We start from the raw sequence: 15,877 nt of genomic DNA on the forward strand, positions 1-15,877 counted from the left end.
AAATTAATTTTTGACCAAATGGCTCATAACTTATTAAAAGGGAAGAAAGGTATCATCTTTGGCGCACTGGATGAAAAGTCTATCGCCTGGAGAACAGCACTGCGTTGCGTGGAAGAAGGCGCTGAAATTGTGCTTACCAATGCTCCTATTGCCCTTCGTATGGGTGAGATCAAAAAGCTGGCAGAAACCTGCAATGCACCTGTTATTCCCGCAGATGTTACCAACATGGATGATCTGGCCAACCTGTTCACTAAATCTATGGAGCACTTTGGAGGTAAGATCGACTTCGTCCTGCATTCTGTAGCAATGGGTATGAATATTCGTAAAGGCAGAACATATACTGACCTGGATTACGATTTCAACCACAAAACCTTTGATATCTCTGCGATGTCCCTGCACCGTGTACTGCAAACAGCCTATAAGCTGGATGCCCTGAACGAATGGGCCTCAGTTATCGCATTGACCTATATCGCTTCACAGCGGGTATTCCCTGATTATGGTGAAATGGCCGATGCTAAAGCATTGCTGGAATCTATCGCCCGCAGCTTTGGTTACCACTATGGTATCCACAAGAAAGTACGCGTGAACACCATCTCTCAGTCCCCGGTTAAAACCACCGCTGGTAGCGGCGTAAAAGGATTTGATGGCTTCGTACTGTATGCCGACAAAATGAGCCCCCTGGGTAATGCTACCGCTGATGAATGTGCTAACTATGCAGTAGCGATGTTCTCTGATCTGACCAGGATGGTAACTATGCAGAACCTGTTTCACGACGGTGGTTTCTCTTACACTGGCGTATCCCAGGCTGTTGCCGACCAGATGGAAGGCCTCGCTGAGTCCGGCGAATCCAAATAATTACCGGAACTTCGGAACACATCATGGATTGAACCATTCCGGTGCTGTAAACAAATATCAGTACAGGAATAGTTCAATCCCGTTGCTGAGGACCATCAAAATAAAAAGCCGCTTCCTCATCAGAAGCGGCTTAAAAATTATTTGTCATAGTTCGAATGGGAGTACTGTCTGCTAAACTGATTAATACTCATCCTCATTAAAGAAGAAGTCGTCTTGCGACGGATAATCAGACCAGATATCCTCAATCCCCTCATAAATTTCCCCCTCATCCTCCAGCTCTTGAAGGTTTTCGATTACCTCGATCGGTGCACCGGAACGAATGGCGTAGTCGATAAGTTCGTCTTTTGTAGCTGGCCATGGAGCATCCTCCAGGTATGAAGCTAATTCTAATGTCCAGTACATCGTATTAAAATTTTTACTTTTTAATTTTCCGCAAAAGTATTATTTAATTTGAAATAAACAACTTTTACTATTTTATCGGTTAATTACTTTTCTTTGGGTTATGCTAACCGCTCGCAATGTTACCAAAAATTATTCCAATTTACCCATTCTGAAAGGGGTAGATATCACTGTCAGCAAAGGGGAAATTGTTACTATTGTTGGCTCCTCCGGGGCAGGGAAAAGTACACTGCTACATATACTGGGTACACTGGATGCACCTACTACAGGTGAGATCTGGTTGAACAATGTCAATCTGACCGAACTAAAAGGCGATATCCTGGCCGACTTCCGGAACCGCCAGATTGGCTTTATCTTTCAATTTCATCACCTGTTGCCGGAATTCACTGCTTTTGAGAATGTATGTATTCCAGGGTATATTGCTCACCGAAAGAAAAGCCAGGTAAAGGAAAAAGCCCGCTTCCTGCTGGAAACACTGGGGCTGAAAGACCGGCTCGATCACAAACCTAATGCACTGTCGGGCGGTGAGCAACAAAGAGTAGCGGTAGCCCGGGCGCTTATCAATGATCCCGCTGTGGTAATGGCCGATGAACCCACCGGTAACCTGGATTCCCGCAATGCCAGAGAACTTCATCAGCTTTTCATGGAGCTTAGAGATAAGCTGCAGCAGACTTTCATCATCGTTACGCATAATGAGGAACTGGCGCCGCTGAGCGACAGGCAGCTGGTGATGAAAGACGGGCGTATTATACAGGGCCTGGCGGGCCAGTAAGATGCGTTGCTGACTGCCGGATCAAAACTGTAAACATCAGTAGCCGTAAATACGGAGTCCTGCCTTAAAAGTATTGCAATGTGCATTTACAATATCCCTCACATGGGTGGAATATCCGCCACCCATCGCTACTGCACAGGGAATATTATGTTTTTTGAGACAGGTGAATACCATTTCATCCCTTTCAGCACAGCCCTCCGGCGTTACTTTTAACTTCCCAAACTTATCAGTGGCCAGAATGTCGACACCGGACAGATAAAAAACAATATCCGGCTTTGCCCTGTTGATCAGCGCGGGCAGGGCATCTTCCAGCAATTCAAGGTAGGTACCGGTATCCGTGCCGTCAGGTAACGGGATGTCCCAATCGGAGGTTTCTTTATGAAAGGGGTAGTTATGTGCGCCGTGCATGCTGAACGTATATACCTCCGGTTTACCGGTAAATAATGCTGCTGTACCATTGCCCTGATGTACATCCAGATCAATCACCAGTGCCTGTTTGATACGCCGGTGGTACAACAGGTAGTTGGCTGCCACGCCAAAGTCGTTCAGCAAACAAAAGCCCTCCCCGCGATCGGCAAAGGCATGATGGGTGCCCCCTGCCACATTAAATCCCAGGCCGTGTTCCAGCGCATGCAGGGCGATATCGATGGTGCCCTGGGCGATCACTACTTCCCGCATGGTAAGTGCAGGAGATTGGGGAAAGCCTATTTTACGCTGTTCTCCGGGTGAAAGGGTCTGGTTTTTCAGCTTTTCCCAGTATGCTGCGGTATGTGTCAGCAATATGTCCGGCTCCGTTGCCGGCTCCGGACTGAATAACTGCGCGGGTACTATCACGCCTTCCCTCAGCAGCTGTGCAGGAATCAGGTCGTATTTGACCATCGGAAACCGGTGATCTGCCGGAAGTGGATGGGTATATATCTCGTGAAAAGCGATCTTCATGATGTCTGATCTCTCATTGTGCCCTTATAATCGATTTTCCGGCTATTACAAACACCGGATCCGACTCGCCGGGGTCCAGGCTGGCGGAGCCGGTAAAGTCGCCAAAAGCGGGTAAAATGCCACAATGCGGCCCAAAATAAAAACAGGGTAAACGCAGCCGCTGTTTACCGGCCCCCTGCATGACAAATGCCGGGTGCAGATGGCCTGAAAAAGTATAACGGAAACCGTTGCGACTGCCATCCGGTTCATGTACGAAGTGGATATCCCGGAGTGAAAAGGTATTGTGAACATTGATCTGCAGCTGCTCATATACCTCATCTGCCATGATATCGTGGTTCCCTCTTACCAGGTCAAAAGAGACATTGGAAAACTGTTGCCGCCATACTCGGAAGAACTGTACTTCATTGTTTTCAACGCTGTGAAACATGTCTCCGACAATAATGAGCCTTTCCGGCATATAATGAGTGATCAGCCGCTGCAACCTGAACAGGTCTTCCTGCATAATACCTGCCGGTACCGCTATGCCCGATTTGCGGAAATGAGCTGTCTTGCCCAGATGCAGATCCGAGAGGATCAGGGCCTTTTCTTCCGCCCAGAAAACAGCCCGCTGCGGTAACAAATGCCAATGTTGTTCCTGAAAATGAAATATTTCCCCTACCACTTATCTGGTTACTTTAAGGGTGCAAATTAGAAATTTATTATTCGTTCACGGCGATCAATTTTTTGATGCGGTCTTCCAGTTTTTCACTGGTCATGGTATCACGTAAACTATCTACTTTGATCGGGAAGCAGAAGGGAGTGAGCTTTTGCGGCTCGGTGATCACAATCCGGCTAACGGCAATCCTGTCCAGTGTTTCCCGCAAGCGGGCTTCTTCCATCTGGTAGAAGAATGCTTCGTTAAAGGCCTGTTTTAGCAGCAGGTTTTGTGCATCATAATCTCTGAATACATTAAATAACAAGGAGGCAGATGACTGTAAATGCCTGTTGGCTTTGTGTTTGCCGGGATATCCCTGGAAGATGAGACCCGCAATAACTGCAATGTCGCGGAACTTTCTCCTTGCCATTTCTGTGGCATTCACACTTGTTTGCAGCTCAGTCAGCAGGTTCTCGGTTGAGAAAAGCTGGTGGGCATTTTCCGTTGTAAGCGGAATAGGCTGGTCCGATAGTAATTCAAACCCATAGTCGTTCATTGCCATAGAGAAGGTAATAGGTTGTATACGGCTGATGCGATAGGCCAGCAGCGCGGCCATTACTTCATGTACCAGTCTTCCTTCAAAGGGATAGACGAACAGATGGTACCCGTCCTTTGTTTGTATCTTTTCAATCAGCAGTTCATTGTCTTTCGGGATATGCGACAATTCTGCCTGCAGGTTAAACAGCGGTTGCAGTGCTATCAGCTCCGGATCCTGTGCTTTCCCCGAAAGTGCTTCGTTGAATTTGGCCCGCAGCATCCGGCCGAGGTTCGATGAAAGCGGAATCCGCCCGCCCTGGTAACTGGGCACAATGGATCTCTTGGAGCTTGATTTCCGCACCAGCACTGTCATGTCCCTGATCATCACAAATTCGAGGTTACGCCCGGCGAGGGTGAATGAATCGCCGGCCTGTAACCGGGAAATGAAGCCTTCTTCAATCACGCCTATGTAGCCACCACTGAGAAATTTAACTTTCAGCATGGCATCACTAACGATAGTGCCTATATGAAGCCGGTGACGCATGGCCATCATACGGCTGCGGCAGATGTAGAAGTCGCCCTCCCGCTCCACTTTTTTGAATTCATCGTAACTACCCAGGGCATCTCCGCCGGTGGTGAGGAAAGATAACAGCCATAGCCAGTCATCTTCCGTAATATGTTGATAACAAAAGGTCTGCTTCACTTCTTCCAATGTCTCCTGTGCATGGAAACCATCAGATACGGCCAGCGTCATCAGGTACTGCAATAAAACATCGTACGCCAGCAACACCGGCATCCTGCTTTCAATCAGGTCTTCTTCCATGGCGGCCTTCAAGGCTGCGGCTTCTACAAGCTCCAGTGCATGGGTAGGCAGGAAAAATATCTTGCTGACAGCACCGGGCTGATGCCCGCTACGCCCCGCCCTTTGCAGGAAACGGGCCACTCCCTTGGGGCTGCCTACCTGTATCACACTGTCGACCGGGCGGAAATCCACGCCCAGGTCAAGACTGGCGGTGCACACCACTGCCTTGAGAATACCATTATGCAGCGCCTCTTCCACCCAGATGCGCAATTCCATGTCGATAGAACCGTGGTGCAGTGCAAGGGCTCCTGCCAGCATAGGATCGTATTTGAGCAGGGCCTGGTACCATATTTCTGATTGAGAACGGGTATTGGTGAAGACAAGGGTGGTTTGGCTATCGTGGATCACCGGTAAGGCCTGGGGCAGCATCCTGATGCCCAGATGCCCCGCCCAGGGATAATTTTCTATCTCCTCCGGGATCACACTTTTGAGCGCAATATTTTTCTTTAGTTTGGCACGGATGATCAGGCCATTGTTATGATCAGGGCCCAGTAATACTTCCAGCGCTTCATCGAGGTTGCCGATGGTGGCGGAGATCCCCCATATCCTGAGTTCCTTTCGCAGGCCCCGCAGGCGGCTTAGTCCCAGTTCCACCATCACTCCCCGTTTGCTGCCAATCAGTTCATGCCATTCATCTACCACGATGGTATGCAGGTGTTTGAATACAGTGGCGTATTCTTTCTGTGCCAGCAGCAGGTGCAGGCTTTCCGGCGTAATGATCAGCACTTCGGGCATCTGCTTCTTTTGGGCAGCCCGGGTAGTGACAGAAGTGTCGCCACTGCGGATGCCCACCTGCCAGGGAATATCCAGTTCCTGCAGGGCGCTTTCCATAGCCCTGCCCAGATCCTTTGCCAGTGCCCGCAATGGGGTGACCCATAGCAGCAACAGGCCGTTTTTTGTTTTGGTACGATAATCTTTCGGATGCGTATCTATCCAGTGTATAACAGTGCCCAGAAAAAGAGAAAAGGTTTTTCCGAACCCGGTAGGTGCGTTAACAATGCCTGATTTTCCCTGCAGGTAAGCTTTCCAGGCATCTTCCTGAAATTTGAACGGCTTCAGCTCTTTTGCTGCCAGCCATGAAGTGACCACTTTCCATCCACCCGAACGTTGTTGCATGGAAATGAAATTAGGATAAAATGATAAATCATGAAACGCTTATTTTTGCGGCATGCTCGCAAAATTTTTCCGGCTTTCCGAACATCATACCACTGTTAAGAAAGAAGTATTGGCGGGTCTCACCACCTTTTCCACTATGGCTTACATATTGGCGGTGAACCCCAGTATATTATCCCGCACCGGGATGGATTTTCATGCGCTGATCACGGCCACCGCCCTGGCTGCAGCTATCGGTACGCTTGTAATGGCACTGTATGCGCGGTTGCCTATAGGCGTGGCGCCGGGGATGGGACTCAATGCCTTCTTTGCATACACCATCGTATCGTCTATGGGATATAGCTGGCAGTTTGCGCTGACGGCCGTTTTCCTGGAAGGGATTATTTTTATCTTCCTGTCGATGTTCAGGATACGGGAAGCCATTATCAACAGCATCCCTGAAAACCTGAAGCATGCTATATCTGTGGGTATAGGACTGCTGATCGCATTGATCGGGATGGCCAATGCCGGTATCATTGAAACCGGTATGCGGCATGTAGGCGAAGGGAAGCTGGATGGTGTGATCCTGAAAATGGGGAACATTACCAGCATAGGACCTTTGATTGCATTGATCGGGCTCATTGTGAGCGCGGTACTGATGTACAGAAATGTGAACGCAGCGCTGCTGATAGGTATACTGGCGGCTACTGTAGTGGGAATTCCCCTCGGCATTACCCATCTCCCGGAAAACGGGCAACTGGTAAGCCTGCCTCCTTCGCTGGCTCCGGTGGCATTTAAACTGGAGTTCGACAAGATATTCTCCGTCGATATGGTGATGATTCTGTTCACGTTGCTGATGGTCAATCTCTTTGATACGGTGGGCACACTGATAGGTTTATGTAATAAAGCTGGCTTACTGGATGAGCAGGGCCGGTTACCGAGGGCCAAACAGGCGTTAATGGCAGATGCGGTAGGTACTACGGCCGCCGGACTGTTGGGAACCAGCGTGGTAACCGCTTATGTGGAAAGTGCCAGTGGCATCGCCGCAGGAGGTAAAACAGGACTCACTTCACTAACAGTGGCAGTGATGTTCCTGCTGTCGCTTTTCTTTGCGCCGGTATTTGCAATGATCCCTCAGGCAGCAACAGCGCCTGCGTTGATTATTGTGGGAATGCTGATGATGGGCGCAGTGACCAAAATAAATTTCAATGATGTTACTGAAGCGATACCTGCTTTCCTCGCTATCGTAATGATGCCATACAGCTACAGCATTGCCGAGGGAATTGTATTTGGGATGTTATCGTACGTACTGCTGAAAGTACTGACAGGTCAATATAAATCTATCAGTCCGGTGATGTATGTACTTGCTGTATTGTTCATCATTACCTTCCTCGTCAGGTAATTATTCTTTCAGGGTCACGGCATCATCGCCTACCTGCAGGGTGTGCATCATGCCGCACTTGAGTGCATAGTTATTTTTCTGATGGCCTACCGGAAAATTGAAACAGACCGGATAGCTGAAATCTTTTACTTTTTCCATTACAATATCATACACCGTCCGGCCAAATTCTTCGCCCGGATCGTCTGGTTTGATGCGGTTAAAGCCGCCAATGATCAGGCCCGCGAGGTTGTCGAGTTTGTGAGATCGCTGCAGCGTACCGAGCATCCGGTCGAGGCTGTAGAGGTATTCACCTACTTCTTCGAGGAAAAGAATTTTGCCATTGGTATCTATTTCTGAATCTGTGGCCGACATGCTTTGTATGATCGACAGGTTGCCGCCGGTGAGTACACCACGTGCTTTGCCTTTGCGGTTGCGGGCATCGGGAGTTGTACTGTATTGCATTTTTTTACCCGTGAGCGCCTGGTAGATAGACATGATGGTATCCTGCACCACTGATTCGGCCTTGCGAAAATCATCGGGGAAGCTGTTGCACATTTTGGAATGAAGGGAAGCGATTCCGAAGTGCCGGCTGATATGGCAATGCAACACGGTGACATCGCTAAAACCGATGACCCATTTAGGTTTCCGCTGAAACTTGCTGAAGTCCACCTTGTCAATGATGCGCGCACTTCCATATCCGCCTCGTCCGCACATAATTGCTTTCACATCGTCGTCGTTCAGCATGGCTTGTAAGTCGGCAAGCCGCTCTGCGTCTGTGCCGCCAAAGCTGTAATCGCGCGCACCAACGGTTTTGCCTATACGAATATTAAACCCCCAGCTTTCCATAATGCGTATGGCTGGCTGGATCTCTTCGCGCGTGATATATCCTGCGGGGCAGGTGATGCCGATAATATCGCCTGGTTTAAGATAGGGCGGCACCAGCGGCTCTTTCTTATCTGAAGGAGTGATTAGTCCTATGCTACCCAATGTTTGCATAGCCGGCAGTCCGGCGCCGGCGGTAATCAGGGTGGATAAAAAATGCTTGCGGTTCATACAGTTAAAATAAACATAATTTGGCAAAAGGCCGGAGAATACAGGGCATCAGAACACAACCTGGTGAGTGGTTTTAATAACTGAGATGACAAAGATGCTTTGTGTATGACTCAGGTTGTCGAGTTCTCCCAATTTATTTACATAGAATTCGCGGTATTCATCCATATCTTTTACCTGTACCTTGATCATGAAATCGAATTCGCCGGAGATGTTCAGGCATTCTGTGATTTCTGTGAAGCTGAGTATTTCCTGGATAAACTTCTTCCCATACTTCTTGTTATGTTCTTTCAGCGTAATGTAGCACAATACAGTAAGGCTTTTATTAATCTTCCTGGGATCTACGATGGCCGCGTATTGTTTGATCACGCCAGCCTGTTCCATCTTCCTGATCCGCTCATAAACGGGTGTGGTGCTAAGATTCAGCTGCCGGGCAATATCCCTGATCGTCATTTTGGCATCTTTCTGCAACAGCCGGAGTATGCCCATATCTTTTTCATCGAGCGAAAGAGGAGGGAGGGTATCATTTTCTTTTTTATGAATCATATGGAGATGAGTTTGGAACAAATATCCTATTTATGATAATTATTTAGTAGTTTATTCTAAATTTTTAGAAAATACATTATCATTGATATGTTTCTTTAGGTTTGTGCCGTGAAACAGAAAAGAATCATATTAACAGTGGCCTGCATGGCCATTTTCTTTGAAGCGCTCGATGTATCGGTGTTGAACATGGCAATCCCTAAGATGGAGCAGTTCTTTCACTTCGGTGCCGACGCCATTCAATGGGTGCAAACAGTATACGTGTTATTTTATGCAGGGCTGGTACTGCTTGGCGGGCGGCTTGCAGACACGGCAGGACGGAAGAAAGTATTCATTACCGGGGCGATATGCTTTGTGCTGGCATCATTGGCGGCGGGTTTTTCTCAGACCTTTGTCTGGCTGCTAATCTGCAGAGCATTACAGGGAGCGGGTGTAGCGATGGCTATTCCGGCGGCGATGGCCATCATCACCAATACATTCACGGAGCCTGAAGAAAGGCATCGTGCCTTCGGAATTTTCGGCGCTACTGCAGGTATTGGTTTCGCAACGGGATTAGCTATCGGCGGGTTGATCAGTAATTACCTCGGCTGGCAATGGGTGTTTTTCATCAACGTACCGGTGATTGGTATGGCGGTGATGCTGGCAGGGATTTATATTCCTGCTGATACAGCACGTACAGGGAAACCGGTGAACAATGCCTTCAGTGCCCTGCTGATTACAGGTTTGATGATGCTGGCAGCCTGGCTGATCCATGACCTGGGGAATATCGGTGATCACTATACGAATTATTTGTTGTTGTTGCTGTTGTTCATCGGAACCGGCTGGTTCTTTGTGCGCCGCGAACGTTCACATGATTCACCGTTGGTAGATTTCCGTTTGTTCAGGCTGCATGGCGTGATCACGGGAAATGCCGGGGCTGCGCTGTTAGGCAGTGTTTTCCTTAGTTATATATTCCTGCTCACGCTTTATCTGCAGCAGGATTTGCAGTTCACTCCTGCTTCCGCAGGGCTGTTGTTATTTCCATTCAGCATTCTGTCAGGTATCATTTCCAGGTATATGTTGCCGCATTTGTTCAGCCGGCTGGGCGTTGTAAAAACCGGTATCGTTGGCAATGCTTTCATGTTGGCAGGAATCCTGTTTTTCCTGGGCAGTTACTTTTCGGGGCATTCATTGTGGCTGATCCTGTGCGCAGTTGGTTGTATCAATTCATTTGGTATGGCCATCACATTTCCCTGTGTAACCATCCTTGCGGTGCAATCGGTGCCGGAACCCCAGCAGGGGCTTGCCTCCGGAATCAATGGTACTGCTAATTCGCTGGGAGGCGGATTGGGATTGTCGCTATCCGGCCTGGTAATGCAGGTGGCGCAAAGCGAGGGATGGGATGTTTATGGGGCTGGTCTGATGGTGTTGGCGATATTAGCCCTGGCGGCTATCGGGCAATTAGTGTTGTTCAGTCGTCGCAGTTATTCACATGCAGCCTTAGCCCGTTCATAACAGTACCGGCTATACGTAAAAAGAGGACCACAGCAACAGGCCGTAGTCCTCTTTAATATCCTCTTTAATATGTTGAAGCAGGATTTACCTGTTCATTTTAGTATCTGAGTTATCACCTTTCTGGATAATATAGATATTCTTATTTTCAAAATAGGAAGGTGTATTTTCTCCTTCTTTCAGATACACTGGCTGGAAATTATAGCTGGTGATCGCTCTGGGCGCCTCACTTACCATACTATTGAAGTACACGCCGTTGTTATGGAGCAGCCTGACAAAATAATAGGTGAGATCAAATCCCTTGAATGCCATATCAGAAGGTCTGGATTTATACACTCTTCTGAAATAATCGTTGATGTATTTGCTGTACGCGTCTGATTTATCATTAAAGTAAGGAGAGGAATAATATACCTGCAGGCCTTTCAACTCGGGTTCTTTTAATTTGAGCACATCCCAGGTAGGCATACCGAATATCTGCAGCGGGTAAGTAGGTGCTGAAACGCTCAGCTTGCGCAGCAGGGATTTGGCGCCGGCTTCATCCAGTGCAGTAACGATGATCACATTCGGGCGGTCTGTCAGCAAATACTTGGAGATCTCTTCCGGAGTAGTACCTTCCTGCCAGATTACTTCCCGGATCCGTGATTTTTTAGAGTTCTCCATCTTATCATACGAAGATTTGAAATCCGCTGCCAGCCGGCCTTCGAAGGCGGTGTTTCTGCGGAAGAGTACGATATTTTTATTGCTGAAAGCATTCTGTACATAATTCTGTATGGCTTCGCAATGCGCTTTCAGGGTGCTGTTGGAGATATAAAGGAACGGGTTGTCGTTGATACCGGCATCATTAGGGAAGGTACCGGACACAAAGTTGATCTCTTTGTTTTTTGCGAAATCACTGAGTTCTTTCAGTTCCGGGTTGCCTACTGAACCGATGATGAGGTCGGTTTCGTCCAGCGCCTTGCTACGGATCAATGAAGCTACGCTTTGTCTTGCTTTGCTGTCGTATACAGTTACCCTTAGGTTATAGCCTTGTTGCTGGAGTGTATCCAGGGCCAGTTGTGCGCCTTCATAGAATTCGAGGCCCGGTAATACGTACCTCGGCATAGTGCGGCCGGGTATATCCGATCCGCCTGCGAAAGCAGAATCCAGATACAGCGGGGCAAAGAAAGCAATGTTATAGGAAGCTTTCTTCACTTCTTTTCCGAATGCCGCTACGTTAAACGGTGCTTTAGCTTCAGGTTTTTTCTCATCCGGTTTTTTGGCCGGGGCAGGTTTGCTTAAAGATGGCGGGGGACCGTCTACCTTGCCGGCGGCTTTTCTGGACGAAGAGCAGGAGCTGATCGCTACCATCAGTGCCAGCGCGGATAACAGGTGCTTCATTGAAACTGGTGTGTTCATAATTGGCGCTAATTTACAAAAATCGTTCCGCGAACGTTGAAAGGCGGAACGGAATGCGAAAAGCTATTAAGGAGGAGGATGAAATGTTTGTCTGGTTCGCTTTCATCGTCCGCTTCAATAGCTTTTCGCGGTATGCTTTAGCCTTTTGCTTCCGGGAGGATTATTCCCATTCTATGGTAGCAGGCGGCTTGGAGCTGATATCGTATACTACGCGGTTAATGCCTTTCACTTTATTGATAATATCGTTCGACATTTTCGCGAGGAATTCATACGGAAGATGCGCCCAATCGGCGGTCATACCGTCTACTGAGGTCACAGCGCGCAGCGCCACGGTAAACTCATAGGTACGTTCGTCGCCCATTACGCCTACGCTTTGCACCGGCAGCAGGATGGTACCCGCCTGCCATACCTTATCGTACAGGCCGGCTTCTCTCAGTCCTTCGATATACACGTGATCTGCTTCCTGCAGCATATTCACTTTTTCCGGGGTGATGGCGCCGAGGATACGGATAGCCAGACCTGGTCCGGGGAATGGATGACGGCCTAGGAAAATATCGCTGATGCCTATTTCGCGGCCTACGCGGCGTACTTCATCTTTAAACAGGAAACGCAGTGGCTCTACCAGCTGCATGTTCATTTTTTCGGGCAGCCCGCCAACGTTGTGATGGGATTTGATGGTAACAGAAGGGCCATTTACAGAAACGGATTCGATTACATCGGGGTAGATGGTACCCTGGCCGAGGAAGGAGATATCGGTGAGCTGGTGGGCTTCCTGCTGGAAAACCTCGATGAACAGGCGACCGATGATCTTACGTTTCTGCTCGGGGTCAGATACGTCTTTCAGCTGACCATAGAAGAGATCTTTTGCATTTACTCCTTTCACGTTCAGACCCATATGTTTATAGGATTCCAGCACGGTTTCGAATTCATCTTTTCTCAACAGTCCGTTATCCACAAATATGCAAAACAGGTTTTTACCGATGGCTTTGTGGATAAGTTCTGCCGCAACAGTGGAATCTACCCCGCCGCTCAGTGCCATTACCACCCGTTTGTCGCCCACCTGTGCCTTGATCCGTTCAACGGTTTCATGAACAAATGCGGCCGGAGTCCAGTCTTGTTTACACTGACAGATATGAACCAGGAAGTTACGCAGGATCTGTTTGCCTTCCAGGGAGTGGGTTACTTCCGGATGGAACTGCAGGCCAAACACCGGATTAGCGGCTACAGTATTGCTTTTGAAGGCAGCTACGGGAATATTTTCAGTAGTGGCAATAATTTCAAAGCTTTCGGGGATACGTTTAATAGTATCAGAGTGGCTCATCCACACCTGGCTGCTGCCAGAGATATCATATAATAATTTCTCCTCTCTGTTGGCATGCTCCATAAAAGCGCGGCCATATTCACGGATGTTGCTTTTAGCTACTTCGCCGCCGAAGTTTTTGGCCATCAGTTGTGCGCCATAGCAGATACCCAGTACCGGTACTTTCGCCGCAATGGCAGCAATGTCGATATTGGGCGCCTTTTCATCATTTACGGAAAAAGGACTGCCGGATAAGATTACACCTTTGATGGTTTCGTCCCAGCTGATCGGCTGGAGACAAGGCTTAATTTCGCAATAAACATTCAGTTCACGGATGCTGCGTGCGATCAGCTGTGTATACTGGGAACCGAAATCGAGGATAAGTATCTTTTCTGTCATGGTGGTGCAAAGATATAGCCCTTCTGTCAAATTCAGATTTTGAAATTCAGAATTAAGAAATCTGGCGTACCTTTCTGCATATAATCTGAACCCATGATATCAACAAAATCTCCCCTATGTCAGACCCTGGTGGTCTTCACAGTAGCCCTGCTTTTCAATGCCTGTCATGTTATAGGCCAGAACCGCGTAAAAGGAAACGGCCATGTTGTAAAAGAAGACAGGCAGGTAGGCGGTTTTCATAAAATAAAGTCTGAAGGCTCCATGGATATATATGTTACCCAGGGCCAGGCTAAATCGGCGGTAATAGAGGCGGATGATAATATTGTGCCGCTGGTAGAACTAGTGCAGGATGGAGACCGCCTGGTGGTGCGCCTGAAAAGAGGCTATGACGTAAGTTCCCACAACCCGATTAATGTTTACCTGACAACGCCCGAAATTGACGAGGCCAGTTTGGCTGGTTCGGGCAACCTCAATTTTTCCGGTAAGTTCAACGCTAAGTCCGACATGAAATTCAGCGTATCCGGTTCGGGCAACCTGAAGGGAGATGTCAACGCGCCTGCCGTTAAAGCCGCCATTGCCGGTTCAGGAGATATCGACCTGCAGGGTGAAACCAAAGATGTGAACCTGTCGATAGCAGGCAGTGGGAATTTTGGAGGAGATCAGCTCATGTCTGAGAATGTAAACGTCAGTATCGCCGGCAGCGGTAACGCAAATGTTTATGCCAGTGTGAAACTGACCGCAAAAATTGCCGGTTCCGGAGATGTTAACTATAAAGGTAGTCCGTCGGTATCTTCTTCTGTAGCCGGTTCCGGTTCTGTTAATAAAAGATAGCCCCCAATATTTACAAATTTTTAACATTTTCTGTATCATATTTGCACCTGGTTCTGTGTTTATAGAAAAGTTTTAAACTGCACAACCAAAAGTCCTTGAGCCCAGGTACAGCATTCGCTATTATAGGGGTTGATGCTGTACCTTGGCTGGGGCACAAGACAATAACCCCGCATCAATACCCCATCTTTCCACAATCACGTCAAATTATCATTAAATCACATGAATGATGTCTCTTTTTTTGTATGTTTACAGCTTGAATTGTAGATGTTACCGTTTGAGTTGTTGATTTACCGTTTTGAATTGTTGAACTCCTATTCCTTTTATGAACGAAAGACCGAGGATCCTGGTAGTATATTTTACACAAACAGGGCAATTGAAGAGGATTATTGATCATGTGCTGGCCCCTTTGGAAGGCAAGGCCGATATAACGTTCGAGCAACTCGTACCAGTAACGCCCTTCCCTTTTCCGTGGGGAAAACAACAGTTTTATGATACTATGCCGGAAACCGTTCAGGGAACTCCACGGGCTATTCAGCCGTTGAAAGTGGATGTGAATGCATCTTTCGACCTTGTGATACTGGCCTACCAGCCCTGGTTCCTGTCGCCCTCCCAGCCAACCGCTGCTTTCCTGCAGAGTGAGCAGGGCCGTCAGTTACTGAAAGGCAAAAAAGTAATGACACTGTTGGGCAGCCGCAATATGTGGCTGAATGCCCAGGAAAAAGTGAAAAACTACCTGCAACAGGCAGGGGCTACTTTAGTAGGGAACATTGTACTGGTAGATAAATCTCCTAATCTGGTATCGCTGATCACCATTCTCCGCTGGGCCTTCAAGGGAAAGAAAGAGGCTACCCGTTTTTTACCACAGGCAGGAGTACAGGAAAAGGAAATCCTTGCTTCCAACCGTTTCGCCGGACCTATCGGCAGTGTGCTGAACAACAGGCAGTGGGATGACCTGCATCCGCAGCTGCTGGCACTGGATTCGGTAGAGCTGTTACCCAACCTGGTAGTGCTGGAAGCCAAAGGAATCAAAGCCTTCCGTTTCTGGGCGAAGTTTATCAGCGCCAAAGGTGGCCCCGGTGCCCCCTCCCGTCAGGGCAGGGTGAGCATGTACAGGGGATTGCTGCTGGTCGGCATTTTTGTACTCAGCCCCATATCCCTGATCACATCTCTTATACAGCTAAACCTGAAGAAGAATGAGCTGCTCCGTGAGGTTGAATATTACAAGGGTATCTCCCTGCGTTAGAAATCCTGCGAACGAGGATTGTATTTTAAGCAGGTGGCGTGATAGTTGTATTTCCATTTAGAATTCTATATTTACGGCTGTATAAAACATATTTTAAATAAATATATTTAACGCGGAGAGCTGACCGAAAGGCAGGTAAGCTCTGACCAGATTT

Annotated in this window: 14 protein-coding genes; 6 read left to right on the top strand and 8 right to left on the bottom strand. The window is 48.2% G+C overall.

The annotated features are described in order from the left end of the window. The first annotated feature begins 18 nt into the window (after nucleotides 1-18). On the top strand, nucleotides 19-855 hold the full coding sequence (locus UNH61_RS01645) for an SDR family oxidoreductase (RefSeq protein WP_326990365.1): 837 nt from the start codon (nucleotides 19-21) through the stop codon (nucleotides 853-855). Nucleotides 856-1,035: 180 nt separating this feature from the next. Here the strand turns inward: UNH61_RS01645 and UNH61_RS01650 are convergent, their stop codons facing one another. Continuing rightward, complete coding sequence (locus tag UNH61_RS01650; protein WP_012794455.1) at nucleotides 1,036-1,257, bottom strand: DUF2795 domain-containing protein; 222 nt, start codon at nucleotides 1,255-1,257, stop codon at nucleotides 1,036-1,038. Nucleotides 1,258-1,357: 100 nt separating this feature from the next. Here UNH61_RS01650 and UNH61_RS01655 point away from each other — a divergent pair, with 100 nt between their 5' ends. Then, nucleotides 1,358-2,026, top strand: a complete 669-nt coding sequence (locus UNH61_RS01655) for an ABC transporter ATP-binding protein (RefSeq protein ID WP_326990366.1) — start codon at nucleotides 1,358-1,360, stop codon at nucleotides 2,024-2,026. A 36-nt stretch (nucleotides 2,027-2,062) separates the two neighbouring features. Here UNH61_RS01655 and UNH61_RS01660 read toward each other — a convergent pair whose 3' ends face one another. Genes UNH61_RS01660 through UNH61_RS01670 form a run of 3 tightly spaced genes read right to left on the bottom strand, consistent with a single transcriptional unit; the run spans nucleotide 2,063 to nucleotide 6,114 of the window. Next, nucleotides 2,063-2,965, bottom strand: a complete 903-nt coding sequence (locus UNH61_RS01660) for a histone deacetylase (RefSeq protein WP_326990367.1) — start codon at nucleotides 2,963-2,965, stop codon at nucleotides 2,063-2,065. A gap of 13 nt (nucleotides 2,966-2,978) precedes the next feature. After that, entirely contained in the window at nucleotides 2,979-3,626 is a 648-nt protein-coding gene (gene pdeM / locus UNH61_RS01665) for a ligase-associated DNA damage response endonuclease PdeM (RefSeq protein WP_326990368.1), read from the bottom strand. A gap of 37 nt (nucleotides 3,627-3,663) precedes the next feature. After that, nucleotides 3,664-6,114 (bottom strand): ligase-associated DNA damage response DEXH box helicase, encoded by a 2,451-nt coding sequence (locus UNH61_RS01670; protein WP_326990369.1) that lies wholly within the window; start codon nucleotides 6,112-6,114, stop codon nucleotides 3,664-3,666. A 52-nt stretch (nucleotides 6,115-6,166) separates the two neighbouring features. Between UNH61_RS01670 and UNH61_RS01675 the strand changes: the two genes are divergently transcribed. Then, complete coding sequence (locus UNH61_RS01675) at nucleotides 6,167-7,492, top strand: NCS2 family permease (RefSeq protein WP_326990370.1); 1,326 nt, start codon at nucleotides 6,167-6,169, stop codon at nucleotides 7,490-7,492. Here UNH61_RS01675 and UNH61_RS01680 read toward each other — a convergent pair whose 3' ends face one another. Together UNH61_RS01680 and UNH61_RS01685 are read right to left on the bottom strand one after the other, a co-directional pair. After that, nucleotides 7,493-8,524, bottom strand: coding sequence for an LD-carboxypeptidase (locus UNH61_RS01680; protein WP_326990371.1), 1,032 nt, complete (start codon nucleotides 8,522-8,524; stop codon nucleotides 7,493-7,495). It abuts the gene before it with no gap. 48 nt (nucleotides 8,525-8,572) lie between these two features. Then, nucleotides 8,573-9,067 carry an Lrp/AsnC family transcriptional regulator gene (locus UNH61_RS01685; protein ID WP_326990372.1) on the bottom strand — a complete coding sequence of 165 codons (495 nt, stop codon included), beginning with the start codon at nucleotides 9,065-9,067 and terminating at the stop codon, nucleotides 8,573-8,575. Nucleotides 9,068-9,175: 108 nt separating this feature from the next. On the opposite strand from UNH61_RS01685, the gene UNH61_RS01690 reads away from it, so the two are divergent. Then, nucleotides 9,176-10,558 (top strand): MFS transporter, encoded by a 1,383-nt coding sequence (locus UNH61_RS01690; protein WP_339070638.1) that lies wholly within the window; start codon nucleotides 9,176-9,178, stop codon nucleotides 10,556-10,558. An 84-nt stretch (nucleotides 10,559-10,642) separates the two neighbouring features. Here UNH61_RS01690 and UNH61_RS01695 read toward each other — a convergent pair whose 3' ends face one another. Together UNH61_RS01695 and guaA are read right to left on the bottom strand one after the other, a co-directional pair. Continuing rightward, complete coding sequence (locus tag UNH61_RS01695; protein ID WP_326990374.1) at nucleotides 10,643-11,950, bottom strand: ABC transporter substrate-binding protein; 1,308 nt, start codon at nucleotides 11,948-11,950, stop codon at nucleotides 10,643-10,645. 160 nt (nucleotides 11,951-12,110) lie between these two features. Continuing rightward, entirely contained in the window at nucleotides 12,111-13,649 is a 1,539-nt protein-coding gene (guaA, locus tag UNH61_RS01700) for a glutamine-hydrolyzing GMP synthase (protein WP_326990375.1), read from the bottom strand. Nucleotides 13,650-13,742: 93 nt separating this feature from the next. Between guaA and UNH61_RS01705 the strand changes: the two genes are divergently transcribed. Both UNH61_RS01705 and UNH61_RS01710 read left to right on the top strand, forming a co-directional pair. Further along, complete coding sequence (locus tag UNH61_RS01705) at nucleotides 13,743-14,480, top strand: head GIN domain-containing protein (RefSeq protein WP_326990376.1); 738 nt, start codon at nucleotides 13,743-13,745, stop codon at nucleotides 14,478-14,480. A 322-nt stretch (nucleotides 14,481-14,802) separates the two neighbouring features. After that, on the top strand, nucleotides 14,803-15,723 hold the full coding sequence (locus tag UNH61_RS01710) for a hypothetical protein (protein WP_326990377.1): 921 nt from the start codon (nucleotides 14,803-14,805) through the stop codon (nucleotides 15,721-15,723). Nucleotides 15,724-15,877: the final 154 nt, after the last annotated feature.

The organism is Chitinophaga sp. 180180018-3 (genome assembly GCF_037893185.1).
Classification (GTDB): Bacteria; Bacteroidota; Bacteroidia; order Chitinophagales; family Chitinophagaceae; genus Chitinophaga.